Source organism: Paenibacillus rhizolycopersici, assembly GCF_014947195.2.
Classification (GTDB): Bacteria; Bacillota; Bacilli; order Paenibacillales; family Paenibacillaceae; genus Fontibacillus; species Fontibacillus rhizolycopersici.
On the sequence record NZ_JADCNN020000007.1, the window covers coordinates 47,725 to 72,928 of the forward strand.

A 25,204-nucleotide genomic window follows, 5' to 3' on the forward strand; every position below is an offset into this window, starting at 1 on the left:
CTTTTAGAGATGGAAATATAGAACATGCTTTAGAAGTTTTCCCGCTGCAGGGGGGGTGAAACATGCGGATACGACGCCGCGGATGGCGGAGCCGGACAAGGCGGCCGAAGCGCAGACGGAAAGTCTGGATCGCTGTCGTGATCATTACCATCATTGGTATGGTTCAATTTGTTCAGTATGTGGAGCGACGGATGACAGGACCGATCGTTCACTTGGCTCAGATTCGGGTCAAACAGATCGCCACCGAATCGATCAACGATGCGATTACCGCTCAGGTGGCGAATCAAGAACAAGTTGGGCAATTGATCGATTGGAAGACGGACGATAACGGAAAAATCACCGGATTTATGCTGAACTACTCCGCGCACATGAAGGTGACCTCCGAGACGATTCAAACGGTTCGGCACACGCTGGACGAAGTGGCCCGGTTATCGGAAACCATCCCGCTGGGGCAAGCCTTGGGTAGTCCGCTCCTGGCTTCCTTTGGTCCGAGTATTCCGATCAAGATCGAGCCGAAAGGGGATGTGAAGGTCGACTTGAACACCCGACGCCAGGATGCCGGCATTAATATGATTCTTGTGGAAGTATACCTTCGGGTGAAAACGGAACTGGCCGTGGTTGTCCCCTTTGATATGGAATCACAGGCGGTGGAAACGGAAATCCCGGTCTCTTACCTGCTCGTGGTCGGGGATGTACCCATGTATTATTATGACAGTAAGGGCAATCCGGTCGGCGAGGGCCAAGCAGATGCACCGAACATTGCTCTTCCCGCGTTGCCGGGTGGCACGGATACGGCCGAACCGCCGACAACTAAGGAGGAGACGGTTACGCCGGACGGGGCCGACGGAGCGGGAGAAGCTGGTGGAAATGCAGAGTCAGGGAATACGGGCACGGAGATACCTTCCAATTCAGAAACAAATGCAGGGGGACATAATTAAAGGGCGCCGGTTATTTGGACGCCCTTTTATTTTTTTTGGAACGTTCGGCTTGCTCCCATTTTTTCAGCAGTGGATAAGGATCAAACGCCCATTCCGTGCTTCCGGTATCCCGGTAGATCCCGTAATGCAGGTGCGGCGGGAATTTTCCCGATGTCCCCGGCGGGCCGTAACCGCTGCTGCCAACCCATCCGATGGTTTGACCTGGTTCGACGAAATGGCCGACTTCAATGCCTTTTTCATAACCTTGCAGATGCGCATAATAGTGGTATCGGTTGTTGATATCCCGAATTCCCATGCGCCAGCCGCCGTAGGGGTTCCACCCTTTTGTTTCCACCACCCCGTAGCAAACGCTGCGCACGGTTACGCCCATCGGGGCGAACAGGTCGGTTCCCTCATGGATACGCAGTCCACCCCAGCCGCGCCGATCACCCCAAGTATCGCGAAACGTATAGATGCTGCGTAACGGAAGCGGGAATGCGCTGTCGCTCAAATCCAGCCGTCCCCAGTTCCTGTACATTTTCGCGAATTGACGGATTCGCTCTACGGCAGAGTCGTTTTGATAGTAACGCCATAAGGCAATGCGGAAGTCCTCTTCCTTATAGCCGAAACCGGTTAAATAAGAAGCCAATGTAAACAAGGCGTCGCGATCGTTCTTCGGATCGGCTGCGCCATCGGCGGTGGCGTCTTTCCCGCTGCCGCCAAATAACTCGATCGTGGCCGGGTTCCGGTCCTCAGGATCCGGATTAAGCGGGCCGGTCCAAAAGGCTTCCTTGAAACGGAATCCGGTTATACGCTGTTCCAGCTGCTGTTGCTCCTTCCGCGGCGTGATGGTACGTTCGTACTGATCCACTGCGGCAAGCCAATACCAGGGAACTTTAGTCAACAGCTCCATTTCCTCGTATAACGTGCGCCTTTGATCGTAAACGCTGGTTACCGCTTCTGCCGATGTCCCCGGGGCGGCATCGGCATCGAGAGCGCCAATCCCTGTTCCCGGCCATAACGAGGTGAGAAGCGACACGCTGACGATACACCAAACCGCTTTGCCGCGGGCAAATCGATGAGACTTCAAGGCAAGTATTCCTCCTTCGCCTTTATTTTGCACGCGATTCGTGACCTCTCTTAGATTGAGGCAAATGTTGTGTTTTTATTCCATTTTGCGAAGTAGGTTTTTCCAGCGGTTTCATGATATAATAAATGGCGCTACGGCTTAAATCACAAGAAGGAAGGTCTTGCGCTTTGGCAAAACAAATCCAGGAACCGAAACCGGATTGGATTCGTATCAAGCTAACAACAGGGGATAATTACCAAGATATCAAGCAAATGATGCGCTCCAAAACCTTACATACCGTTTGTGAAGAAGCGCGCTGTCCGAATATATATGAGTGCTGGGCGAACCGCACCGCAACGTTTATGATTTTGGGCGATATTTGTACACGGGCCTGCCGCTTCTGTGCGGTAAATACCGGTCTGCCGACCGAGCTTGACTTGCAGGAACCTCAGCGTGTTGCTGAAGCGGCGGAGCAAATGAGCTTGCAGCATTGCGTCGTTACCAGCGTGGCCAGGGACGATCTGAAGGATGGCGGGGCCAGTATTTTCGCTGGGACGATCAAGGCGCTACGCGAACGGTTGCCCCTCTGCAACGTAGAGGTGCTTATCCCGGACTTTCAGGGCGACGAAGAAGCGCTGCGTATCGTAATGGAAGCGAAGCCGGATATTTTGAACCACAACATCGAAACGGTGGAACGGATGTCCGACCGTGTCCGGGCGAAAGCGAAATACCGCCGCTCCCTGGAACTGCTGCAGCGGGCGAAAACGATGAAGCCGGATATTCCGACGAAATCCAGCATCATGCTGGGTGTCGGCGAGGAGTGGGACGAGATTTTGCAGGCGATGGACGATTTGCGGGCCGTGGACTGCGATATTTTGACAATTGGACAATATTTGCAGCCCACGCCACAGCACTTGCGCGTAGAGAAGTACTACAAGCCCGAGCAGTTTGCGGAGTTGAAAGAAGAAGGGATGAAACGGGGCTTCAGCCACGTGGAATCCGGTCCGCTCGTGCGTAGCTCGTATCACGCCCATGAACAGGTCAATTCGGCCAAGAAACAAGCAGGCGTTCCCGCTTCGTCGTAAACCAGAAGGAGGATGGATCCTTTGATTCAAATCGGCGGCAGAACCTACGAACTGATTCAGAATTATCGGGAGGCTTGGGATCCCGAGGCTTTTAAGCAGCGGTACAGCGAGGTCCTTGACCGCTACGATTATATTATTGGCGATTGGGGTTACGAGAAGCTCCGCCTTAAGGGCTTTCTGCGGGACAATCATCCCAAGGCGAATCGAGATACGGCTTATTCCGGGATCACGGATTATATCAATGAATACTGCAATTTCGGCTGCGCTTATTTCGTCCTGCAGAAGGTGAAGGACAACCATAAGGACAAGGACAACCCTAAGGACAAAGACGCGGGAAACGGAAAAGTCGAACAGCTGCAGGAAACAGAAGCGGCCTCCGAATAATCGGAGGCCGTTTTATTTCGTCTTATGAAATTAGTTTATGGATAAGTTCAGAAGGCCTTGTTTATAGCTCCAAGTCAGCTTCGGAAATTTCTTCTGGAACTCGTGCAGTTCCAGATAGGATTCGCCATCCACGATTTTGGCCGTTTTGGCGGCCAACGTGAAGCCGGTTTGCTTACCGAGGTGATCCGTGACGGTTAATTTCCCGTTACTTGGAGTCCAGGCTGGGGTGGCTTGAATCAGCGAGGACAACAAGCGGGAAGGAGCATACACTTGCTTACCGCTCTGAAGGACATCGATATAACCCGGGAAAGCCGTTCCGTTAATGTTCAACGAAGCAGGTCCTCCGCTTACGCTGACATGCCGTACGCCGGCTTCATACATTCCGGTAATCAACTGCGCCGCCGCGTTGTTCTTTACCTCCAAGTCCGGCTTCAAACCAACGTGGTTGAAATCCAGTTTCTTTGGTGTTAGGTAAGCTTGAACCGTCAGCTTCAGGGAGCTGCCATTGGATAACGGGAACACGTTCTGGATCCGAGCTTTCCCGTAAGTTTGTGCACCCACAACCTTGGCGATCCCGTTGTCGCGTAGTGCCCCTGTCAGAATTTCCGAAGCGCTGGCGGAGAGCCCGTTGGTTAGTACTACTACCGGTATCCCGATGTCTTCGCCGCCCGTGATCTCTACGGGCTGCAGTTCGCCGCTTTGATCGGTGGTATACATCAGGACCCCATTTTTCATAAACTGCTTAGCGATATTGGCGGCCGACTCCACGTAACCCCCAAGATTGTCGCGCAGGTCCAAGACGAGTGCACCGATCCCAGCTTGGCGCAGGGAGGTTAGCTTTTGTACGAATTCCTCGTCCGCCGTATCAGAGAAGGAGGAGATCGCGATGTAACCGACCTTACTCGAAGGAATGATCGATCCGGTAACCGAAGGCAGCGAGAAATGGGCTCGCGTAATCGGATAAACCAAAGCTTGTCCGGTCCGGTTAACCGTGATCTTGACCTGGGTGTTCTCCTCCCCCTGAATCCGCGCCACGTCCTCACTGCTGGTTACCGATTGCCCGTCCACCTTGGTGATGATATCGCCCGCTTGAAGACCTGCTTTGGATGCGGGGGAATTCGGCAACACATCGGTGATGTACAGCTTGTCGTTATAGAAGCGAAGTGTAACTCCGATGCCCACGAATTCCTGATTTACGCCATTCTCGAAATCCTGTAGATCCTCTTTCGAGAAATAATCGCTATATGGGTCATCCAGCGAATAAACCATGCCGCGGATCGCATTATCCAGGAACTCTTGGCGCTCCACCCCTTCAATATTGTAAGCTTCCAAATAATCCAATACTTCCTGGAGCGCTTGGAGATCGGAAGAGGTTTCCGTCGAACCTAGTTGAATGATCGTTCCGGCCTCGGCGGTACTTGCTGTTCCAGCCGCCTTCACCGCTCCGGCTGCTTGCGGCAAGCCCAGCAGCGCGAGGGATAACATCGGGATTAATGCATACTTGCGGAATGAAGTTAAGATCATATTCAGTTCTTCCTTTACATAAATTTCGATATTCAGGAGCTTGTCTTCCCCGTCCAATTAATCCAGGAACGCGTTACGCACCCGATTCCAAAACGGAAACGGCCGGTAGCGGACAAAGCTGATTTTCCGCTCGGAGACCTGGCAGCGGACGGAGACCAGATCATTCATCGGCAGATTGACGTGGTCAATCGTCAGCAATAAATTTTGTTCCTTACGCGAATAAATATCGCAGTGATGATGCTTGGGCAGCACTAGCGGGGAACCCAACGTCCGGAACACGCGATTGTTGATGGAAGCAATCTCCGTGATCTGCAGCGCCTCAATCGTGGGGTGGATCATGGCTCCCCCCAAGCTTTTGTTGTAAGCGGTGCTGCCGGAAGGGGTGGATACGCAAATGCCGTCGCCGCGGAACATTTCAAACATCTGGTCGTTGATATCCACTTGGGCAACAACGGTCCCGTCGACGCCCTTCAGCGTAAACTCGTTCAGGCAGATGTGAGAGGATGTCCCCGATTTCTTCTGGATTTCCAGCTCGATCAAGGGGTAACGGACAATGCGGGGCCTAAGCAATCCGGGATCCGAATGTCCGCTCATCATCTGCACCAGTTCGGGTATTTCGTCCGCTTTCCAGTCGGCGTAAAAACCCAGATGGCCGGTGTGAATCCCGACGAAGGCGATGGAAGAAATTTGATCGATAAATGTATGGAAGGCATGAAGCATCGTGCCGTCTCCACCGATGGAGACGACGATATCCGGGGATTTCGCATCCAGCTCAAGCCCTTGCTCCGCCGCGAGCTTATGGAAGGTTTGGCTTAATTCGACGGATAGTTGGTCCCCACGGTCAAGTACATAGTATCTCAAGTTGACAAGCTCCTTTGAAAGAGGCTGTTCAAAAAAACGCCGTTTTGAACACGCGCTTGAATATCCTTTTGTAAAGATCATAATCAATTCACCAGCAGAACACAACGTTTCATTTTCGCTGCCGCATGCGATGAATGAATCCGGACAGGAATGACAAAATAAGCAGGATCGCCATCGTCATCAGAAAGAATCGGAGCGCTCCCGGAAGGGCCTGCCAACCGTAAAGGACCTCTTCTCGTCCAAACTTAGGCGAAGCGATAGCCCAAGCCGGTGCGGCCCCCATGAGAGGATTCCAGATGAGCAGCAACAGCCCGGCGGATAACACGGCGTGAAGGAAACGAGCCACGAGGAATGGGAAATAACGCAGGTCAGCGCCATTTAAGATACTGGCTACCTGAGCATGTACCGATAGGCCGCCCCAAGAGAGGATGAATGCGGCTGCTGCGGCTTTGAACATGAGGGGGATTCCTTCCGGCGCCGCGGCCGATTTGGCGCCCAGGGTCACTTCGAACAGACCGCCCATCAAGGGTTCGGCCAACTGGTTGGGCAGCCCCAAGAGCGGCAGTAGATGGCGAAACCCGGCATATAAAGAGTTCATGAAGCCCGAAGCGGTGAGCACTTCAAGAATGACGGAAAAAAATACAACGAGGCCGCCGACGACGGTCATCAGTTGCAGGGAAGAGGCGACCGCTTGCCGCAGCAGTTCCCCGAGGCTGCGGCCGTCCTGAATCCGTGCCTCGTGCATCGCCTTCAGCGCCAGCTTCAGGCTGAAGCGACCGGATTCGCCACCTTCATCGAGACTTGCCGGTTCGTTGCGGTCAGGGCGGTAGAACCGCATGACCAGCCCGATCAAGAGTGCCCCTCCGTAATGGGATAACGCGAGCGCGCCGGCCAGCTTCGGGTTACCGAAGAAGCCAACCGAAACCGCCCCGATCAGAAAGATCGGATCAGACGACGTGGTAAAGGAGACAAGACGTTCTCCTTCTACTCGGGAAACGAGACGCTGCTCGCGCAGCTTGGTAGCCAGCTTGGCGCTCACGGGGTAGCCGGAAGCAAATCCCATGGCCAGTACAAAACCGCCGCTGCCCGGGATCCGAAACACCGGTTTCATCAACGGATCAAGCAGCTTGCCGAGAAAATGGACAATTCCAAAGCCAAGCAGGACTTCGGAGATCACAAAGAATGGAAATAGGGACGGAAACAGCACGTCCCACCAAATGGCCAGACCGCGGACCCCGGCTTGCCAGGAGGCTTCCGGGTAGCTGATCATCAGTACGGCTAGCAAAAGTGCGGCAAAGAGGAATAGAAAAGCCGTCAAGCGTTTGAATACCATGGGGTACGCCTCCACATCAAATCATAGTGAAGTGTATGTTTTGGCTGGGACAAACAGCACAAAAAAATAAAGGAAGCGGTTTCAAGAAGAGCTGATATTTCTGAACTTCTATGTTAAAATGATTCTAGAAGACCAATTTGGATCTTTTGAACCAGCTATGATCCGATCCTAAACGTGGCAGCAGCCAAATTTTGTGGATGGAGTGATGTTCATGAGCATTGTCGCAGGGATCCTTGTCTGTGCTTTTGTTTATGTTATCCGCGCCTCTCTCGTCCATTCCGGCGAAGAGGATTGGCGCAGCTACTGATAGATTCCAGACCCGCATATAAGTAGAAGCTCCGGTAGGAGCTTTTATTTTTTTTTGATATAATAAGGAAAAACGGAGGCGGTGAACTGATGAATCAAGGCGCAAGCCTATACGACAATCTTGGCGGTGAAGAGACGATTCGGCGACTGGTGGAGGCCTTCTATCCCCGGGTTCAGCGTGAACCGTTGCTTGGCCCTTTATTCCCGGAAGACATTACCCCGGTGATGGAGAAGCAATTTATGTTCTTGTCGCAGTTTTTTGGCGGACCTTCGCTCTATTCCGACGCCGTTGGCCATCCGATGATGCGTGCTCGGCATCTGCCGTTTCCGGTAACCCAGGAACGCGCCGAGGCCTGGCTGGCCTGCATGAGTGCCGCGCTGGAGGAGATAGGGGTCGAGGAGCCGTTGCGAGAATTCGTGCTGGAGCGGTTGTCCGGTCCGGCTTTTCATTTTGTAAATACACCTTAGTCGATAACAGATCATCCGCCGAGCGGACTATTGAAAGGAAGTAGGACGATTTGGAACTTGAACCTCTGTATCAGATCAAAGTCACTTGTATCCATTGCCAAAATGAATTTTCAACCTCGCGCGTGCGTCCCAGCTTTAAACGGGCCATACGCACGGATACGGACTTTTGCGGATATTATCAGAAGGAGAACCCGGATTATTATGTGGTTCGGGTATGTCCCTCATGCGGATTTGCTTCGACGGAGAATTCGGTATCCCGCCTGACCGACCGGCAGAACGCTCTATTCGAGGACGCGATCGCCAGCCGATTCAACAAGAAGAGCTACGGCGGCCATCGCGATTGGGAAACGGCGCTGGAGACCTACAAGCTTGCGTTGATTTGCGCCCAGACCATCGGAGAAACCGACCGGATCATTGCCAGCTTGCTGCATCACATCGCTTGGCTGTACCGGTATCAAAGCAATGTCGAACAGGAGAAACGGTTTCTGGAGTTTGCGCTGGAGGCCTATATCCGCGTATACGAAAATGAAGGCGTTGGCGGCAGCGATGCCCGCTTGATGTATTTGATCGGCGAGTTGTACCGGCGGGTTGGCAATTACAACGATGCGGTCAAATGGTTTGGACGCGTCATCAACGACAAGCGAATTGTGGATGCGGCAATGATCCGGGCTTCCCGCGAACAGTGGGCGCTGCTTCGCGAGGAAATGCTTAGCGGCGGGCACGAGCTGCCTGAAGAAATGCGCGGTTGACGGACAAGCCTTCACGGGAGTTAAGCATCAAGAAGGGCCGTCTCGGAAGAAACGGCCCTTCGTTGCGTATCGATTTTCCTAGGCGTCTTGGAATTCAGCGGCTGGATTTACCGAACAACCGTATCGGTTAACAGGTAATCGTTGTCGCAGTCCAGGACATGAAGCTTGTTCCCGCAGCAGGGAAAGACAAGCAGCTTCTTCTTCCCTTCATGGATCGTCTTCAGCTCGCGGGGCTTCAGCGGCAGCAGCACGTTGCTGCTGGAGCAAAACGGGCATTCATGTACATAAACGTCCCCCATGACGACGTCATAGGGCCACGACTGATTAAAAGGGATCATTCCGAATCGGCAGGCGGGTTGCCCGCCTCTTCTTTGGCTAATTCAGCGATTTTTTGCAATAGAATGTGCTGCGGCATATGCATAAGGTGCTCAATCGGCACTTTGAGTTTTGCGGCTAATTTCACGGCGGTATCCGCCGAAATTTGCAACGGTTTCATCGAATATCCCTCCTATATTCTGTCGGCTAGTTAATAGTGCAACCACTATTAGCATACACTGTTACCCCATAAGCCATCAATAATAACGATACGGAAAGGAAGCGAATCTATGTCACGATTTGCCGAAAACATTCAACCCACTTGGGAACTAGAAAGCATTTTTCCGGGAGGCTCCGCGTCCGCGGCACTGCGCGATCATCTAGAAGCTTTGGAACGGGATATTACCAGGTACCAGGCCATGCTGAAAGAACTGGAGGCCCCATCCACACTGGAGGAGACGAAGGCGCTGGATGGCTTGATTGCGGACCTGCAATCAGCCGCAGCCCGACTGTATGAGGCGAACAGCTTTGTCGGCTGTCTGACGGCGCAGGACCAACATGATAAGAAAGCCGTTCAGCTGGACGCGAAAATCACTTCTCTAGGCGCTTCCTTTAGCAATGTCATGACATTATTCTGGAACGTTCTTCGGATGACGAACGACGAGGTCTGGGAAGCGTGGATGAAACGGGAAGAAATCGCGCCAATCTCCTTCGTGCTCTCCGAGAAACGGGACCTGGCCCGGGAGAAGCTGGCGCCGGAGCTGGAGAATCTGGTCTCCGATTTGGCGGTGGACGGCTACCATGGATGGGGCCAGCATTATGATACGATCGTCGCCAAAGTAGGCGTGCCTTTTGAAGAGGCGAATGGTGAGATCAAGACGTTATCGGTAGGCCAGGCGGCCAATAAGCTGGATGATCCGGACCGGAATGTACGGGAGCGCGTGTTTGCCAGCTGGGAAGAAGCATGGACAAAGTCGGAGGATTACTGTGCCGATACGCTGAATCGTCTGGCAGGGTTTCGGCTGAAATTGTACGAGAAACGCGGCTGGGACGATGTGCTGAAGGAACCGTTGGCCATCAACCGGATGTCTAAGGCTACATTGGACGCGATGTGGCAGGTGATCGTCGAAAATAAACCGAAGTTCGTCGCTTATCTGGAACGCAAAGCCAAGCTGCTTGGCGTGGATAAGCTGAGCTGGACCGACGTGGATTCCCCATTGGGGCAAGCAACCGGTAAAATAACGTATGAACAGGCAGCAGAAGATATCGTAAAGCAATTCGGTAATTTTAGTCCCAAGCTGGCTGAGTTCGCCACGATGGCGTTTAACAAACGCTGGATCGAGGCGGAGGACCGTCCCGGCAAACGCCCCGGCGGATTCTGTACTTCCCTGCCGAAGAGCAAACAGACGCGCATTTTCATGACGTTCGGCGGCACGGTTTCCAATGTCTACACGCTGGCGCATGAGCTTGGGCACGCGTATCATCAATCCGTAATGGAAGAATTGCCGATGTTTAATCAGGATTATGCGATGAACGTAGCGGAGACCGCTTCGACCTTTGCCGAGATGATCCTGGCCGATGCCTTCGTGAAAAATGCGGCGAATGATCAGGAGAAGATCGTCCTACTTGCCGACAAGGTACAAAATTCGGTGGCCTTCTTCATGAATATTCATGCCCGCTTCTTGTTCGAAACCCGGTTCTACGAGAAACGCCAGCAGGGCGTGCTGGATGCTGCCGAGTTGTCCGAGCTGATGGAGGAAGCGCAGCGCGAAGCGTTCCAGGAGGCGCTGGGCAGTTATCATCCCCATTTCTGGGCCTCCAAGCTGCATTTCTATATCACGGACGTGCCTTTTTATAATTTCCCGTACACCTTTGGATATATGTTCAGTACCGGGCTCTATGCCCTGGCGCAGCGGGAAAGCCAAAGCTTTGCGGCCAAGTATGATGCGCTCTTGCGGGATACCGGCCGGATGACGGTGGAAGAACTTGCCGCCAAGCATCTTGGGGTTGATTTAACAAAGCCGGATTTCTGGCGTGAAGCGATGGCGGTGAATGTGGCCGACGTCGACGCTTTCTTGGAACTGACCAAGTAACTGTACGGATACTCTTTGGGCCCCCTCGAGTGGGGGCCTATTTTCTTTGGAGCTTTTTGTCGGAAAGGGGAGAAAGATCCATCCTAAATAGGTATAAATAACCATTTATGTTGCATATTGTTGATATAAAGGAAATATTATCCTATAATGTGACATAAGCCCTATATCATAGGTTGCAATCTTTTGGGGGAAAGGTGGGAGGATATGCTGAAAGCTGAGCAAATTTCACTCGTTAGGCAGATCGACATGGTTTTTAAGGAGCTGGAGGAGGAACTGGCGGGGTTATCTTCGGGAACCGTATTTCTGCAGATCCGGAATAATACCGTCGGTAAGTTTGGCATCCGCCACAATCCGATTGCCGGCAGAAACGGGCAGCTTAGTGAAGATGCTCGTGGGTTAAATGCGGAACAGATCCATTCTTTTCGGATGATGGCGATTCAAGCGCTTCAGTTCAAACGGTACTGGACGCATGGCGAGATCAGCTACGAATTTGCATTACGTCAGGGTGCCGTAGTTATCGACGCGGTCATGGAATCGAATTATAACATGGCCAATTTACTAATCCAACGGTATCCACATAAAGATCACGGTACAAATACATATGGGAACCTGTCTTCCTGAGGTTTCAACCGACAAAGGGAAACAGGCGATCTGCTAAGCAGACCGCCTGTTTCTATAGAGGGTAATAGGAGTATGCAAGTTACAGGTTCGAACGACCCGACAATTGCTGCTCCGCCAGTTGAACCAAACGTTTTGTGATATAACCTCCAAGAGATCCGGTTTCACGGGAAGTATAGTTCCCATAGTAACCGTCTTGCGGGATTTGTACGCCCAATTCCTGCGCTGCTTCCATTTTCATTTGTTGCAACGCAGCGGTCGCTTGAGGAACAACAAGGTTATTACGGCTTCCGCGGCTTTGACCTGCCATGTTTGTCACCTCCTTTGGCGTTAGTGATGTTAGTATGGTTCGTAGGGTGCAAAATATGCGGGAAGATCCAAAGCTAGGGCAGTGGTAATTATTTCATTCGGCTCGAAAACCGCGTCACAACGCAAAAAAACCGCCTCCTAGGAAGGCGGAAATTTTGAAAATAGGATGGGATCATCCGTGATCCGGATAGATCATCTCCAGGGAAAGATTTAATTCCAGCGTCTGCTGAGGGGTTAACTCGATGAGTCCGGTCTCATTGGCCGGGAGGGCCAAATTTGGAGCGTCCGGCAGCCAGGTATAAGGCTCGATACAGAAAAATTGATCTGCTTCCCCCTTAGAATAGATGACCCAAAACTTAAAATGTTCCGGATCGGCCGAATAGCGCAGTCCATAGCCATCCTCTCGCATCATCAGGGCTTCAACCGGTTTGTTGCCGATGCGCAGCATCGTGTCGCAATTGACACCTTGCAGATTCATCCCCGGATTCAGTGCCTCCCAATCCCCTAACGGAGCCGTCTCCCCGGTAGGGATATTTTCCTCATCCGAAACGAACAGATTCGACACCGGCAGTTGCAGATTCCAGCGCTGGGGTTCTCCATCAATCCTAAACCAGGTGTGCAGCCCCAAACCGAAAGGAGCGGGCTTATGACCCAGGTGGGTAATCTTAAAGGTTTGCTTTAAGCTTGCCCCCTGCAGCCGGAGCGTCATCTCTAGCTTCAAAGGCTCGGGATACTGACGGATCCAGCCGGGATCGTCAGAGGTTACGAATTCCGTCGTAATGGCGCAGCCATCATCATCTTCTTCAATATCGCTTACACACCAGCTTTGCGTCCGGTGTAAACCATGGATGTGGTTGTCGTTCGCCGTGTTGCGGTCGAACTGGTATTCTTGCCCGGCATACGTGAAGTGCCCTCTACGAATACGCCCAGGAGGGGTTAAGAGCGGGATGCCGAAATGATAGGGCTTTTGCAAATAGAAATCAAGTTCATTTTCTTCCGGATGACGCAGCACATCGCGCTGCTGGACATTGTCCCATATACGAATGACGTTATTTCCGAGGCGGGGTAGCAGCGTGACTTCAAGTTCGCGGCTATGTAAGATGTACGTATCGTAACCGTTCCATTGCCCTTTGGTCACCTTTTTCATATCGTTGCTCCTTTTCCCACATAATCAAGATCCTTAAGGCTAGACTAATCATAACACTTTTTCCGTTGGACGAAAAATGGATTTGACACCACCTTCGGGGCAAATTATGATAAATACAATACGAAAACAGCGGAGATGAGGGGAAGTAAGCAAAGGATTCGTCCTACAGAAAGCCGGTGGTTGATGCGAACCGGTGGAGGAGCTTTTGCCGAATGGGCCTCGGAGCGCCGTGCTGAACATGAAAGGGTGAAGAGCCTTTTCTCAGTAGGCCGGACGGGTGATCCACGTTACGGATTGATAAGGCCGATTTTCTAGGGGCAGTGTTCATGTGATACCTGCAAATCCCAAATCGGCGAATGAGGGTGGCACCACGGTCTCACGTCCCTTTGCGGACGTGGGGCCTTTTTGCGTTTCAACGGTCACACTCGCATCAGAACTTTGTTATCGTGAAATCTTATGTAGGAGGGTTTTCTATCATGAAAAAAGTACTATCCGGCATCCAACCCAGCGGCAAACTGACGCTAGGCAATTACATCGGGGCCATCAAAAATTTCGTTACGCTGCAGCACGATCACGCCTGCAACTTTATGGTCGTGGATTTGCACGCGATCACCGTTCCACAGGAGCCTGCCGCACTGACGGAGCAATCCGAAGCGGTGGCTGCGCTGTACATCGCCGCCGGCATCGATCCGAACAAAGCGAACGTATACCTGCAATCCCACGTGATGCAGCATGCGCAGCTCGGATGGCTGTTGACGACGCTCACTTCGATGGGCGAACTGGAACGGATGACGCAATTCAAAGACAAGTCTGCCGGCAAAGAGTCCGTCGGGGCCGGGCTATTCGTGTATCCCGCCTTAATGGCGGCGGACATTCTGATTTATAACGCGGACCTGGTGCCGGTTGGCGAAGACCAGAAGCAGCACTTGGAATTGACCCGCGATTTGGCCGGCCGGTTCAATCACCGGTTCGGCGACTACTTTACGTTGCCGGAGCCGTATATTCCGGAGGTTGGCGCGCGAATCATGTCCCTGGACGATGCCTCCAAAAAAATGAGCAAAAGCAATCCGAATCCGGGCAGCTATATTGCTCTGCTGGATTCGCCGGACGAGATTCGTAAGAAGATCAGCCGGGCGACGACCGATTCGGGACGTGAGGTGAAATTTGATCCGACAGGCAAGCCGGAGGTAAGCAATTTGATCACGATTTACAGCCAGTGCTCGGGGCTGTCCATCGCCGAGGTGGAGCAGCGTTACGAAGGACAAATGTACGGGCCGTTCAAGAAGGACCTGGCCGAAGTCGTTGTCAGTGTGCTGGAACCGCTTCAGCAGCGGTACCGCGAGATCCGTGAGTCGGGCGAGCTGCGCAGCATCTTGCGCCAAGGTGCGGAAAGAGCATCCGAAATGGCCGAGAAAACGTTGCAGGACGTACAGCGCCTGATGGGGTTTGTCGGCAAATAAACACAGGTGTAGAACGGGAAAGGGTGTGCTTGGGGCAATTTATTGCCTCGGGCCCATCCTTTTTTTCGTTCGTGCGGCCTCCATCTATCGGAGGGGGACAAAATGATGATTCAGGTACGGCAAATCGACTGCCCCTGCCTAAAGTTCTTGTTGAAGGTGGAGCATAATGACATAATCAAAGGACAGAGAAGGGTTTGCGACTTTCCCATTTTATGATTAAGGCGGGGTTCTATGAACTTCTTAAGAAGCCGCACGTTCCGCAGTAAACTGAAATCTGCATTTCTCATCGTCATCATTCTTTCCGTACTGATCACCGGCGGCTTTTCCTACTCCATATCGGCTCGTATTGTAGAGAAAAATGCGCTAAATCTTACGCAGGATACGGTGACGAAATCTGCTCAAATCGTCGATGAGAAGTTAAATAAGCTCATGATTATCATGATGACTTTTATGTTAAGCCAGCCTTTTCGCAGCATGTTGAAGGATGCTTCAACCGGAGAGGCGGACCGGTATTATACGCATTTGGCGAATATGGATAACGTATTTTCACAGGCCCGAATCGCTGAACCGTTGATTCACTCCATCTATATCTCCACGCCGATCGGCGAGTTTTACCCGCTGACGATCAACCGGAATCGCCATACTCGTTTACAGGACACGTTTCTGTACGAAAGGGTTAGGCTGGAGAACAAGAACGTTTGGGTCGAAGGTCATGAGGATATGTTATTTTCAGGCAAAGACCGAGTGATCTCTCTCATCCTGGAACCGATCTTCGATGCGCCGGTCAAGGACGTATATATCGTGGTTAATATCCGAGAGGAAGGTTTTCGGAATTTGGTCGAAGCCGGGGTTGGGCAGGATGCGGTACGTTTTTTGCTTAATGCCGAGGGGGTCCCGGTGTATTCGAAAAATAACGACTTGGTCCAGAAGGCGGTCAACACGGGTCCTCTTCTAAACGAATTGCAGCATCATGCAGCGGCAACCGGAAGCGCTTCCTATCGTATTGATCACCGCGATTATTTGCTGAATTATGCCCGACTGGGGATAGCCGACTGGACGATGGTCACGATGCAATCGAAGGACGATGTTCTTCGGGACTTGATCTACGTGAAGTGGATGATTGTCGGCATCACCCTGGGAGCCTTTCTGATTACTGCGCTCATTTCCGGCGGATTGACCCGTTATCTGCTCTCCCCGTTGCAGGGACTGCAGAAGGTGATGAAGCGCGTAGAGGCCAATGATCTCACCGCTAGATTCAATGGAGAAGGAAATGACGAGCTGGCTCAGGTAGGGTTCCGGTTCAATCGGATGTTAGAGCAGGTGGTGGTCTTAATCGATGAGGTCAAGCAGGCGGAAACCAATAAACGCACCGCCGAGATCAAGGCTTTGTCCGCTCAGATGGACCCGCATTTTTTATACAATACGCTGAACACCGTTTATTGGAAGCTGAAGCTTGGGCAAGTCGAAGAATCCCAACGCATGGTTGTTTCATTGTCGCGATTGTTCCAGCTGGGTCTCAATAAAGGAAACGAGATAACGACCCTGCAGAAGGAATTGGAGCACGTCAAGCAATATTTGGAGATCCAGAAGCTGTGTTACCCAAACTTATTCCATTATGAAATTCGAGGAGAGATATCGCCAATCGATGCGTGGCCGATTCCCAGACTCATGCTTCAGCCGCTTGTTGAGAACAGCATTCTGCACGGCTTCAAGGATATGGAGACCGGCGGCCAAATTACGATTGAGATTGGTTATGACCCGGAACAGGATCTGGGGGAGATGAAGGTTACAGACAATGGGCGTGGAATGGAAGAGCATTTACCGGAGAACGGCTATGCCATTCGAAACCTGATGAGCCGGCTGCAACTGTTTTATGGAGACCGCGCAAAGCTGACATTGGATAGCAAACCGGGCCGGGGAACAACGGTGACTGTAACCATACCGCGGGGAGGAGTGCAGCATGTTGAAGGATGAGGTGCAGGACCCAATTAGATTATGCGTTATTGATGACATTCGAAGCGTCGTGGAGGGTTTGACGGCGATCTCTTGGACGGATTATGGGATTTCGCTCCGAGGGACTTCCTCCAACGGTAGCGATGGGCTGGAACTCGTGGCTCGAGTGAAACCGGACTTGGTGATCACCGACATTCGGATGCCGAAGATGGATGGTTTGACGATGCTCCGGCATTTGCTCGAAACGAACCATCACTGCAAAGTGATCTTGATCAGCGGGTATGCGGACTTCGAGTATGCCCAACAAGCGGTTCATCTGGGCGCTTACGAATTTGTCGTCAAACCGTTTACGGAGGAAGAACTTCTGGGCGTCGTGCTGCGAGCGAAGGCACAGATCCTGGAGGAACGATCCAAGCTGCAGAACCATCATTTAATGGAAACTAAACTGCGAGAAAGTATGCCCGTGCTTCGCCAGGAATATTTAAGCATGCTGGTCCACCATCGGACCCCCTGGGAGCATGCCTCCGAACGGTGGGATTTTCTTGGGATCGACCTGGAGCGGCAGGGCTTTACCGTCATGTTGATCGAGATCGATAGATTTCGGGAGCAGGTTGCGGAGTTATCGATCCGAGAGATTGAGCTGATCCGGTTCTCCCTGCAAAATATCGTGGAAGAAACGATCCGTCCCTACAGCAAATGCGTTGTGATTCGAGCCAAAAACAATCGTTTCCTAGCTCTCCTGAATGAATCCGATATAGGGGACGCTACGTTGATTGCCGAATCTTGTTGCCGGAATATCGAGAAATATACCAAGTATACCGTCTCCATAGGCGTCTCCGGAACAGTCGGGCAGATCCATCAGCTTCCCGATGCCTATCGGGAGGCGGAGCGGGCGCTCGCTTATCATATCTTCAGTGAAGGGAATGCCGCCATCGGGATCGGTGATCTACCGGAGACCGGAAGTCAATCTCCGCTGTCTCTGGAACGCAAGGATGAACTTCTCCTCGCGCTTCGAACCGGCAACGGGGATCGGGCTGTTGAACTCTTAGGCTCCATCTCCTCGCAGTTGCAAGGGCTGCCATCGCCGCCACACCCGGATTATTTGCTCAGCCTATACGATGAGTTGGCGGCTTCCGTCATCCGGGCGTTATACGAATTGGCGCCATTCGCCGAGATACAGCCGCTAATCGCCCGATATCAATCGATGCGAGGCACCACGGGGATGCCGTTAAGCCGCTTAGAGCAGCAGCTTTCGCAGTTGTGCCGTGAAGGGGCCTGTGTGGTAGGCAGCAACACGCTGTCGGAAAGCCAGAAGATCATTTATCGATCGTTGGAGTTCATTCAAAGCCGGTTAGGAGAAGAAGTGACGTTAATCGAGTGCGCGGCTCACGTGCATCTTAGCGTGAGTTATTACTCCAGCCTGTTCAAGAAAGTTACTGGAATGACCGTCACGCAGTACGTTAATCAGGAACGAATTCGATTGGCCAAGACCTTACTGGTGGAAGGCAGGTCGGTGCAGGAAGTTTCTGTCGCGGTGGGCTATGAAGAACGGCGTTATTTTAGCGAAATGTTCAAGCGTATTACCGGTATGACCCCTACGGAGTTCAGATCAGACTATTATCCCGATTCGACGGAAGAGGCGGAATCGACAAAATCATGAAATCGCTACCCTAAAGAGTGGGTTTGCCCCACTCCTTTTTTATGCCCGTGATTTTATAGTGAAGAGGAAGACAAAGTAGTTTCAATTCAGAAGGGGGAAATGTCTATGATCAAAAAAGCGATGCTGCTCGGAATGAACTTGATGCTGATTTTGGCTTTGGTGGCTTGCGGCGGGGGTGGCTCTAAAACCTCCAATGAGCCGAAAGAGTCGACGACCAACGACAAGAACGAAGGTAAGACGACCGCGGCTCCCGTTCAACTGCAGTATTGGACCGATGACCGCCATGACCAGGAATACATTAAAGAGATGGTTACCCGATTTAATGAGACAAATGAAGACAACATTCAAGTTGAATTGACCGTCATGTCCGAAAACTACACGCAAAGTGTGGACATCGCGTTCTCCAGCAATCAAGCACCAGATATTCTACGGTTGAAAAGCGCCAATACCGAAGCCTTCTTCAAAAAGGGATACCTGCAGCCGATTGATTGCTACCTGACGGATGACATGAAGGCGAAGTTCTCCTCGGTCATTATCGATGGGGTAAACCGGTTCGACGGGCAAATTTATTCGCTCCCCAACACAGGGCTGACGCTGCGGTTGGTATATAACAAGGACTTGTTCGATAAAGCGGGTATTACCAATCCACCGGCTACGCTTCAGGAAATGGTCGATGCCGCCAAGAAGATTACGGAAGTCGGCAAATCGGAAGGGATTTACGGCTTCGCATTGAACTTCAAGAACCCGAAGCAGGCGTTTGACCGTTCCGTTCGAGAGATTTTGTCGCTTAGCGGGTATCAGGGTTTAGGGTTTGATTTGAAAACAGGGCAGTTTGACTTCGCTCCTTACGCGCAAGTGATTGAGTATTTCAAACAAATGCACGAGGACGGCAGTATTCTTCCAGGAGCCGAATCGCTGGATATTGACCCGCTGCGCGCTCAATTCGCAGCCGGCAAAATCGGGATGTACTTGAGCTTCTCCACGGAACCGGGCGTCTACCAAGATCAATTTCCAACGGAAATGAACTGGGCCGGTGCGCTGGCACCAACGCTGGATGGACAGAAGGGCACCTCCGAGATCGTATCGGCCGGCACATGGCTTGGCATGAGCAAAACCTCGCAGCACCAGGATGCCGCTTGGAAGTTCATGCAATTCATGTATGCGGATGATGTGCTGACCGCGTATCACGAGAAGGGATTTGGAATTTCCGTCGTGCCAAGCATTGCCGAAACGGCAAAAACCCCGGATGTCAAAGGGATGGAGGGTTTCTTGATCGGGGAGAAGGATTCCTTGTGGCCGGTCGCGCCTAACGTAACGCCGGAAGGGGCGAACTATGCGGATGCCTTCTTCAAATACATGCTGGACGGCGGGGATGTACAGAAAACCGTCGAAGATCTAAATCAACGCTATAACGACGCTTTGGCGAAAGCGGTGGAAAAGGGAGAGGTCAAAGTCACTCCGAATCCTTCCTTTGATCCCGCTAACCCGCAAGGAAAATAGTGCTTTACTCGGGACAGGAGCTTTTGTGAGCTGGTGACAAGGCTCCTTTCCTGTCTCCTGACACACAAACAAAAGGGGAGGAACCGAAATGGCGAAGCTGAAGCGGCTTCAGGAGAACGGCCTGTTTCTGTTGCCCAGCGTCATCCTAACGTTGGTTTTAGGGATTTATCCATTGATTTGGATGCTGCGCTATATGTTTTACGATTACGTTGGATACGGAGAGGCTTTATTTGTAGGTTTGGATAATTTCAGCAGGTTATTTCGCGATGAGCAGTTTTGGGCATCGGTCGGAAATACGTTTGTGTTTGCCGGAGGCAAGCTGTTGTTGACGATTCCATTGTCTTTGCTGTTGGCAGTGCTGCTCAACGGCAAGCTGCGAGGCAGAAATTTGCTGCGGGGGATTTATTTTATGCCGACGGTCATCAGTACCGCAGTGATCTCGGTCGTTTTTTACAACATTTTCAACTCCTATAACGGGATGATCAACCAATTACTAATGAAGTACCACCTCATCGGGCAACCGATCGATTGGCTAGGGCCCAAACACGCGATGTTAACCGTCATCATTGTGGCTGTATGGGGGGCGGTCGGCAACTATATGCTCTTGTTTCTGGCTGGGCTGCAGAGCATTCCCCAGGATTTATACGAAAGCGCCGCGATCGACGGGGCTCATGCCGGACAACGTTTCTGGCACATCACGATCCCGATGCTCGGCCCGGTGATGCAAATGATTATTATGCTGGCGATCATCGCCTCGCTCAAAGGCTACGAAAGCATCATGGTCATTACTGAGGGGGGGCCGATCGGCAAGACCGAAGTGATGTACCTGTACTTATACAAGTTGCTCTTCCCGGTATCAACCGGATCTCCGGTGACGCAGCAGTTCGGTTACGGCAGCGCCGTCGGATTTGCCACGGCGATCATCGTCGGAGCGATTACGGCGGGGTACTATTTCTTAAGCAAGAGAATGAACAAGGTATTCTAAAGGGGGCTAGGAGAGATGAATCAATCAACAATTGCGGATAAAAAGCCGGCCACGCAAGCCGCAAAATGGATTGCGCGCCCAATCATGTGGCTGTTTCTGCTGGTCACGGTCCTGCTGACCTTGTTTCCGATCTTGATGACGATCCTCGGTTCCTTGAAGACCGGGGCCGAGATGATGAGCGGCGGGGACTTGCTGCCGAAGGCATGGCAGTTCCACAACTATGCGGAGGCTTGGCAGCAAACCAATTTTGCCAGGTTTACGTGGAACAGCGTGTTCTTAAGCGTGATGAGTACGGTCGGAACGTTGCTGGTGGCCGCGATGGCAGCCTATGTCGTCGATCGGCGGGACTTTCCAGGTAAAGCGTTATATGTGGGGGTTCAGGCCTCAACCATGTTTATTTCCGTCGGGGCGATCGTGCTGCGACCGCAATTTGACCTGATGGTCAAATTGAACCTGAATTCGTCGCTATGGGGCGTCATTCTGATCTTAATCAGCGCCCATTCCAGTACGTTCTTTATATTACAGGGGTTTTATAAATCGATTCCACGCGAGTTGGATGAGGCGGCTATGGTAGATGGATCGGGCTTTATACGAACGTTTTTCAAAATCATTCTGCCGCTGTTGACTCCAGGGCTAGGGGTGGCGGGGTTATTCGCTTTCCGTCATGCCTGGAACGAATACATTCTGCCGCTCGTCTTCACGATGACGAGCCCGCATCTGCAGACGTTGACCGTCGGGTTGGCCAATCTTCGTTACGGCTCTTCCGCGGCCATGCAAATCCACCTGATGATGGCGGGGGCTTGCTTGTCGATCCTGCCGATGCTGCTTGTTTACATTTTAGCGAACAAAACCTTCATCCAAGTGACGGCGGGCTCCGTGAAGGGATAATCAGTTACATGTGAGGAGGTTCATCATGAACGAGAAGCAAATTACTTTGCCGGTTCAGACGATTCCGGTGTCCTATGACGTGAACGTCTTGGTTGTCGGCGGCGGCGCTTCGGGGATCGCGGCGGCCATCAGCGCGGCTGAAGGTGGAGCGAACACGCTGCTGATCGAGCAGAGAGGATTCCTGGGTGGAATGGGAACGGTGGCTTTAGTTCCGGCGTTTTGCCCGTTTACAGACAAGGAAAAGCCGATCATTCGCGGCATCGGGATGAAGTTGATGGAGCGGATGAAACAAGCTTGCAACGCCGATTATCGGGCCGAATACCAGGAAACGCTCGATTGGGTTCCGATCGACCCGGAAGTATTGAAACGGGTTTACGATGATGCCTTGCTCGAAAGCGGTGTCTCGCTGCTCTATCATACGTTTGTTTTTGACGTCCAGTTGTCGGACGATCGGACCAAGGTGGAGGGCGTTGTCGTCGCGAACAAATCGGGCCGATCCTTCATCCGTTGCCGCTATTTGATCGATGCGACGGGAGATGGCGACTTGGCCGCCCTGGCGGGTGTGCCTTTTCAGAAGGGTGGCGACCAAGGCGAATTGCAGCCGGGGAGCATGTGTTATCTGTTGGCTAACGTAAACCGGGCGAAGTTTCAACAATATATACAGGAGACCGGGGATACCGGTCAGCTGCACCAAACGGTGGAGCGGGCGATTGCGGAAGGGGCCTTGCCAGAGGGACGCAAGTCGATCTCCGGTCTGGCTTGGGTGAACGACTATCTGGTTGGCGTGAATTTTGGTCATGTGTTTGGCATCGATGGGACGAAAGCCGAAGATTTGACGCGAGGTGCGATCGAAGGCCGTAAATTGGCCGAACGTCAGGTCGAGTTCTTTCGCAAGTATGTTCCCGGGTTTGAAATGGCGCACATGGTCGCGAGCGGCGAGCAGGTCGGCATTCGGGAAACGCGGCGAATTCAAGGGGATTACGTCTTGACGGTAGATGATTTCATCTCGGCGCGGTCTTTCCCGGATGACATTGCCCGCAACGCCTATTACATCGACATTCATCTGGCCAATCACAAGAGCGAGATGACTTTTAACCACCTTCCTCCCGGGCAATCGCATGGTGTCCCATACCGGATTATGCTGCCTGTCGGCATCGAGAATGTGTGGGTAGCGGGTCGCTCTGCTTCTTCGGACCGGGCGGTTCAAGGCTCGCTAAGGGTGATGCCGAACTGCTTTGCGATGGGGCAAGCGGCGGGTACGGCAGCCGCGCTGGCAGCGAGCACGGGAGCAACCTCGCGGAAGATCTCCGTACCGCAGTTACAGAAGTTATTGCTGGAGCAGGACGTCTGGCTCGGAGAGAAATTCCCCCCAACTGAAGGTGAACGGTGATGTCCCCTCTGACGTTACATGATTTGTCGCTTGAGGAATATTGGTTTCACGGCGCCGTTACGCTTGAACGGCAACCTGAAGGAATCAAACCTTGGCGTATCCCTTACGAGGACTATGAACTGTTTCCTCCGGATGGGATCGGGATGAAAGCAGAGATTTGTGCGGGGGTTCGTATACGGTTTAACACCGATTCATCAGTGATCGGCGTAGGGTTCACGCCTTTGGCAGAAGAGGCGACCTTGGACTGTCTTTGCGATGGAGAGCTGCAGGCTCGGCTGAAGCTCCCCCCGGGAGCAACAGAGGCAAGATTCCAGGGACTAAAGCGGGAACGGAAGATCGTGGAGATTTACCTTCCCCAGAATGTAGGCATGACGGTGACACGCCTTTCGGTAGAAGTCGATGCCGTTTGCGAGCGTGCAGCGGATTTGCGGCCAAAATGGGTGGCTTATGGCAGCTCCATCACCCAATGCGTGGCGGCCGAGGGCCCTTCGTCAACCTGGCCGGTTATCGCCGCACGGGAGTGTGATTTCCAGTTAACCTGCCTGGGATTTTCGGGCAACTGCCATTTGGAACCGAGAGTCGGGCGAATGATCGCGAATTTACCGGCGGACTTTATTTCGCTTTGCGTCGGGATCAATGTGTACGGGGCGGCGTCGCTAAGTCCGAGAAGCTTCAAGCCGGCCTTGATTGGCCTTATTGAGTTAATTCGAGATCAACATCCCGATACGCCGTTGCTTGTAATCTCGCCCATTTACGCCGCCGATCGGGAAACAAACGAAAACGCCTTAGGCTTTACGCTGACGGCAATGCGAGAAGAGATTCGCGAAACGGTGGGTTTGTTTCAGCGGCGTGGCGATAGTCGGATTTATTATGGCCATGGCTTGAACTGGTTCGGAGCGTCTGACCAAGAGTGGTTATCCGACGGGCTGCATCCAAACGCCGAGGGGTATCGGCTTATGGGAGAACGGTTTAAGGAACGGATGCTGAGCGTACTCGATCCTAGCATTAGCTTTTTATGATGAAGATCAAAAAGTAGGAGGATAATCTTATGGTCCATCAAGTTCCCTCAATATTAACCTCAAGTCCGGTCATCCGCCGGTATGAGCTGAATCCGATATTGGATGCGGCACGAGTACCTTACGATACGGCTTTGGTGTTTAATGCAGGGGTCACCAAATTCAATGGCAAGTACGTCATGATTTTTCGCAACGATTATGGTTCGCTGGAACATCAGACCATTGAGCCGCATCATACCACCGATCTCGGCATCGCGTACAGTGATGACGGGTTGCATTGGCAGGCCGGACCGAAGCCGGTGTTTAAGCTGCATGACGGAGAGATCATAAGGGCGTACGACCCCCGGTTGACCGTGCTAGACGGCCGCTGCTACATGTGCTTCGCCGTGGACACGCAGCATGGAATCCGCGGCGGGATCGCCGTCACGGACGATCTGGAGCATTTCGAAATTCTCAGCTTATCGACGCCGGATCTGCGTAATATGGTGTTGTTCCCGGAGAAAATCGCCGGCAACTATGTCCGCCTGGAACGGCCTTTTACCGTGTACGGCCGCGGCGGAGTAGATCGATTCGACACCTGGATCTCGCAGTCGCCCGATCTGGTATACTGGGGCCGATCCGAATTGTTGCTCGCGGTAGAACAGGTTCCATTCGCTAACGATAAGATCGGCCCGGCCGCACCGCCGGTGAAGACGGACAAGGGGTGGTTGACGACGTTCCACGCGGTTGACATCGATCCTTCGCGGGGGAAGAACGGCTGGGAGGCCACTTGGAAGAAACGTTATACTGCGGGAATTATGCTGCTTGATTTGGCCGATCCTCGCAAGATCGTCGGGATGAGCAGACAACCTTTGATGGCGCCGGAGGCCCCGTACGAAACGGATGGCGGATTTCGGAACGACGTGATTTTCCCCGGCGGGATGGTCCTTGAACCGGATGGAGAAGTCAAAATCTATTACGGCGCGGCGGATACCGTGGAATGCTTGGCTACCGCGCATGTAGATGATCTGATCAAGCTTTGTTTGGACAAATAAACCCATTACGAATGAAAGCCGTCGGACAGGTCCGACGGCTTTCGTGTCACTAAATTGTCATAGTTATCGCGCGATATTCCAACGATTGTCAAACACTTCTGCGTTTTGATATGATAAAGTTTATAGCGAGAGGGTTATTT

Annotated in this window: 24 protein-coding genes and 1 other annotated feature; of the genes, 16 read left to right on the plus strand and 8 right to left on the minus strand. The window is 52.4% G+C overall.

The annotated features are described in order from the left end of the window. The first annotated feature begins 62 nt into the window (after positions 1-62). Positions 63-938 (plus strand): sporulation protein YunB, encoded by an 876-nt coding sequence (gene yunB / locus IM700_RS09615; protein WP_193417348.1) that lies wholly within the window; start codon positions 63-65, stop codon positions 936-938. A 10-nt stretch (positions 939-948) separates the two neighbouring features. Here yunB and IM700_RS09620 read toward each other — a convergent pair whose 3' ends face one another. After that, entirely contained in the window at positions 949-2,007 is a 1,059-nt protein-coding gene (locus IM700_RS09620; RefSeq protein ID WP_193417349.1) for a M23 family metallopeptidase, read from the minus strand. Positions 2,008-2,174: 167 nt separating this feature from the next. On the opposite strand from IM700_RS09620, the gene lipA reads away from it, so the two are divergent. Beyond that, complete coding sequence (gene lipA / locus IM700_RS09625) at positions 2,175-3,071, plus strand: lipoyl synthase (protein WP_193417350.1); 897 nt, start codon at positions 2,175-2,177, stop codon at positions 3,069-3,071. 12 nt (positions 3,072-3,083) lie between these two features. Beyond that, the gene (locus IM700_RS09630) at positions 3,084-3,455 is read left to right on the plus strand and encodes a YutD family protein (RefSeq protein ID WP_239483754.1); all 372 of its coding nucleotides are present in this window, start codon (positions 3,084-3,086) and stop codon (positions 3,453-3,455) included. Positions 3,456-3,485: 30 nt separating this feature from the next. Here IM700_RS09630 and IM700_RS09635 read toward each other — a convergent pair whose 3' ends face one another. The 3 genes from IM700_RS09635 to ylbJ all read right to left on the minus strand — a co-directional run bounded on the left by IM700_RS09635 (position 3,486) and on the right by ylbJ (position 7,173). Next, positions 3,486-4,979, minus strand: a complete 1,494-nt coding sequence (locus IM700_RS09635) for a S41 family peptidase (protein ID WP_193417351.1) — start codon at positions 4,977-4,979, stop codon at positions 3,486-3,488. 57 nt (positions 4,980-5,036) lie between these two features. After that, positions 5,037-5,840 carry an NAD kinase gene (locus IM700_RS09640; protein ID WP_155606140.1) on the minus strand — a complete coding sequence of 268 codons (804 nt, stop codon included), beginning with the start codon at positions 5,838-5,840 and terminating at the stop codon, positions 5,037-5,039. 109 nt (positions 5,841-5,949) lie between these two features. Next, entirely contained in the window at positions 5,950-7,173 is a 1,224-nt protein-coding gene (gene ylbJ, locus IM700_RS09645) for a sporulation integral membrane protein YlbJ (protein ID WP_193417352.1), read from the minus strand. Positions 7,174-7,569: 396 nt separating this feature from the next. Here ylbJ and IM700_RS09650 point away from each other — a divergent pair, with 396 nt between their 5' ends. Both IM700_RS09650 and IM700_RS09655 read left to right on the plus strand, forming a co-directional pair. Then, positions 7,570-7,947 carry a globin domain-containing protein gene (locus tag IM700_RS09650; RefSeq protein ID WP_193417353.1) on the plus strand — a complete coding sequence of 126 codons (378 nt, stop codon included), beginning with the start codon at positions 7,570-7,572 and terminating at the stop codon, positions 7,945-7,947. Between the two features lie 50 nt (positions 7,948-7,997). Beyond that, positions 7,998-8,696, plus strand: coding sequence for a DUF2225 domain-containing protein (locus IM700_RS09655; RefSeq protein ID WP_155606143.1), 699 nt, complete (start codon positions 7,998-8,000; stop codon positions 8,694-8,696). 107 nt (positions 8,697-8,803) lie between these two features. Here IM700_RS09655 and IM700_RS09660 read toward each other — a convergent pair whose 3' ends face one another. Both IM700_RS09660 and IM700_RS09665 read right to left on the minus strand, forming a co-directional pair. Next, positions 8,804-9,034 (minus strand): hypothetical protein, encoded by a 231-nt coding sequence (locus IM700_RS09660; protein WP_059041126.1) that lies wholly within the window; start codon positions 9,032-9,034, stop codon positions 8,804-8,806. After that, on the minus strand, positions 9,031-9,192 hold the full coding sequence (locus tag IM700_RS09665; RefSeq protein WP_155606144.1) for a YycC family protein: 162 nt from the start codon (positions 9,190-9,192) through the stop codon (positions 9,031-9,033). Before IM700_RS09665 ends, IM700_RS09660 begins: the two co-directional genes overlap by 4 nt. A gap of 109 nt (positions 9,193-9,301) precedes the next feature. Here IM700_RS09665 and IM700_RS09670 point away from each other — a divergent pair, with 109 nt between their 5' ends. Beyond that, positions 9,302-11,104 carry a M3 family oligoendopeptidase gene (locus IM700_RS09670; protein ID WP_193417354.1) on the plus strand — a complete coding sequence of 601 codons (1,803 nt, stop codon included), beginning with the start codon at positions 9,302-9,304 and terminating at the stop codon, positions 11,102-11,104. Positions 11,105-11,308: 204 nt separating this feature from the next. Next, a complete protein-coding gene (locus IM700_RS09675) occupies positions 11,309-11,725 on the plus strand; it encodes an O-methyltransferase (protein WP_155606146.1) in 417 nt (138 codons plus the stop codon). A 79-nt stretch (positions 11,726-11,804) separates the two neighbouring features. Here IM700_RS09675 and IM700_RS09680 read toward each other — a convergent pair whose 3' ends face one another. Together IM700_RS09680 and IM700_RS09685 are read right to left on the minus strand one after the other, a co-directional pair. Beyond that, a complete protein-coding gene (locus tag IM700_RS09680) occupies positions 11,805-12,032 on the minus strand; it encodes an alpha/beta-type small acid-soluble spore protein (RefSeq protein ID WP_155606147.1) in 228 nt (75 codons plus the stop codon). A 171-nt stretch (positions 12,033-12,203) separates the two neighbouring features. After that, positions 12,204-13,178, minus strand: a complete 975-nt coding sequence (locus tag IM700_RS09685) for an aldose 1-epimerase (RefSeq protein ID WP_193417355.1) — start codon at positions 13,176-13,178, stop codon at positions 12,204-12,206. A 123-nt stretch (positions 13,179-13,301) separates the two neighbouring features. Then, positions 13,302-13,567 (plus strand) — a binding site (T-box leader). 87 nt (positions 13,568-13,654) lie between these two features. On the opposite strand from IM700_RS09685, the gene trpS reads away from it, so the two are divergent. The 9 genes from trpS to IM700_RS09730 all read left to right on the plus strand — a co-directional run bounded on the left by trpS (position 13,655) and on the right by IM700_RS09730 (position 25,064). Then, complete coding sequence (gene trpS / locus IM700_RS09690) at positions 13,655-14,638, plus strand: tryptophan--tRNA ligase (RefSeq protein WP_193417356.1); 984 nt, start codon at positions 13,655-13,657, stop codon at positions 14,636-14,638. 231 nt (positions 14,639-14,869) lie between these two features. Next, complete coding sequence (locus IM700_RS09695; RefSeq protein WP_193417357.1) at positions 14,870-16,612, plus strand: sensor histidine kinase; 1,743 nt, start codon at positions 14,870-14,872, stop codon at positions 16,610-16,612. Further along, positions 16,599-18,251, plus strand: coding sequence for a response regulator (locus tag IM700_RS09700; protein WP_239483755.1), 1,653 nt, complete (start codon positions 16,599-16,601; stop codon positions 18,249-18,251). The genes IM700_RS09695 and IM700_RS09700 overlap by 14 nt, the downstream gene beginning before the upstream one ends. Positions 18,252-18,356: 105 nt before the next feature. Beyond that, positions 18,357-19,751, plus strand: a complete 1,395-nt coding sequence (locus tag IM700_RS09705) for an ABC transporter substrate-binding protein (protein WP_193417358.1) — start codon at positions 18,357-18,359, stop codon at positions 19,749-19,751. 88 nt (positions 19,752-19,839) lie between these two features. After that, positions 19,840-20,736, plus strand: a complete 897-nt coding sequence (locus IM700_RS09710) for a carbohydrate ABC transporter permease (protein ID WP_155606153.1) — start codon at positions 19,840-19,842, stop codon at positions 20,734-20,736. Between the two features lie 15 nt (positions 20,737-20,751). Continuing rightward, a complete protein-coding gene (locus tag IM700_RS09715) occupies positions 20,752-21,624 on the plus strand; it encodes a carbohydrate ABC transporter permease (protein ID WP_193417359.1) in 873 nt (290 codons plus the stop codon). Between the two features lie 25 nt (positions 21,625-21,649). Continuing rightward, positions 21,650-23,014, plus strand: a complete 1,365-nt coding sequence (locus tag IM700_RS09720) for an FAD-dependent oxidoreductase (RefSeq protein WP_193417360.1) — start codon at positions 21,650-21,652, stop codon at positions 23,012-23,014. Further along, positions 23,014-24,033: an SGNH/GDSL hydrolase family protein gene (locus IM700_RS09725; protein WP_193417361.1), complete on the plus strand. Its 1,020-nt coding sequence runs from the start codon at positions 23,014-23,016 to the stop codon at positions 24,031-24,033. Before IM700_RS09720 ends, IM700_RS09725 begins: the two co-directional genes overlap by 1 nt. Before the next feature lie 29 nt (positions 24,034-24,062). Then, complete coding sequence (locus tag IM700_RS09730; protein ID WP_193417362.1) at positions 24,063-25,064, plus strand: glycoside hydrolase family 130 protein; 1,002 nt, start codon at positions 24,063-24,065, stop codon at positions 25,062-25,064. Positions 25,065-25,204: the final 140 nt, after the last annotated feature.

What these genes read in the sequence shown, in the direction of transcription:
- IM700_RS09680 (WP_155606147.1), bottom strand. Translation starts at nt 12,032, where the DNA reads ATGGCAGGTCAAAGCCGCGGAAGCCGTAATAACCTTGTTGTTCCTCAA.
- IM700_RS09725 (WP_193417361.1), top strand. Translation starts at nt 23,014, where the DNA reads ATGTCCCCTCTGACGTTACATGATTTGTCGCTTGAGGAATATTGGTTT.
- IM700_RS09660 (WP_059041126.1), bottom strand. Translation starts at nt 9,034, where the DNA reads ATGATCCCTTTTAATCAGTCGTGGCCCTATGACGTCGTCATGGGGGAC.
- IM700_RS09715 (WP_193417359.1), top strand. Translation starts at nt 20,752, where the DNA reads ATGAATCAATCAACAATTGCGGATAAAAAGCCGGCCACGCAAGCCGCA.
- trpS (WP_193417356.1), top strand. Translation starts at nt 13,655, where the DNA reads ATGAAAAAAGTACTATCCGGCATCCAACCCAGCGGCAAACTGACGCTA.
- IM700_RS09630 (WP_239483754.1), top strand. Translation starts at nt 3,084, where the DNA reads ATGGATCCTTTGATTCAAATCGGCGGCAGAACCTACGAACTGATTCAG.
- IM700_RS09705 (WP_193417358.1), top strand. Translation starts at nt 18,357, where the DNA reads ATGATCAAAAAAGCGATGCTGCTCGGAATGAACTTGATGCTGATTTTG.
- IM700_RS09695 (WP_193417357.1), top strand. Translation starts at nt 14,870, where the DNA reads ATGAACTTCTTAAGAAGCCGCACGTTCCGCAGTAAACTGAAATCTGCA.
- IM700_RS09670 (WP_193417354.1), top strand. Translation starts at nt 9,302, where the DNA reads ATGTCACGATTTGCCGAAAACATTCAACCCACTTGGGAACTAGAAAGC.
- IM700_RS09720 (WP_193417360.1), top strand. Translation starts at nt 21,650, where the DNA reads ATGAACGAGAAGCAAATTACTTTGCCGGTTCAGACGATTCCGGTGTCC.
- yunB (WP_193417348.1), top strand. Translation starts at nt 63, where the DNA reads ATGCGGATACGACGCCGCGGATGGCGGAGCCGGACAAGGCGGCCGAAG.
- IM700_RS09685 (WP_193417355.1), bottom strand. Translation starts at nt 13,178, where the DNA reads ATGAAAAAGGTGACCAAAGGGCAATGGAACGGTTACGATACGTACATC.
- IM700_RS09635 (WP_193417351.1), bottom strand. Translation starts at nt 4,979, where the DNA reads ATGATCTTAACTTCATTCCGCAAGTATGCATTAATCCCGATGTTATCC.
- IM700_RS09730 (WP_193417362.1), top strand. Translation starts at nt 24,063, where the DNA reads ATGGTCCATCAAGTTCCCTCAATATTAACCTCAAGTCCGGTCATCCGC.
- IM700_RS09700 (WP_239483755.1), top strand. Translation starts at nt 16,599, where the DNA reads ATGTTGAAGGATGAGGTGCAGGACCCAATTAGATTATGCGTTATTGAT.
- IM700_RS09665 (WP_155606144.1), bottom strand. Translation starts at nt 9,192, where the DNA reads ATGAAACCGTTGCAAATTTCGGCGGATACCGCCGTGAAATTAGCCGCA.
- IM700_RS09650 (WP_193417353.1), top strand. Translation starts at nt 7,570, where the DNA reads ATGAATCAAGGCGCAAGCCTATACGACAATCTTGGCGGTGAAGAGACG.
- IM700_RS09710 (WP_155606153.1), top strand. Translation starts at nt 19,840, where the DNA reads ATGGCGAAGCTGAAGCGGCTTCAGGAGAACGGCCTGTTTCTGTTGCCC.
- ylbJ (WP_193417352.1), bottom strand. Translation starts at nt 7,173, where the DNA reads ATGGTATTCAAACGCTTGACGGCTTTTCTATTCCTCTTTGCCGCACTT.
- IM700_RS09675 (WP_155606146.1), top strand. Translation starts at nt 11,309, where the DNA reads ATGCTGAAAGCTGAGCAAATTTCACTCGTTAGGCAGATCGACATGGTT.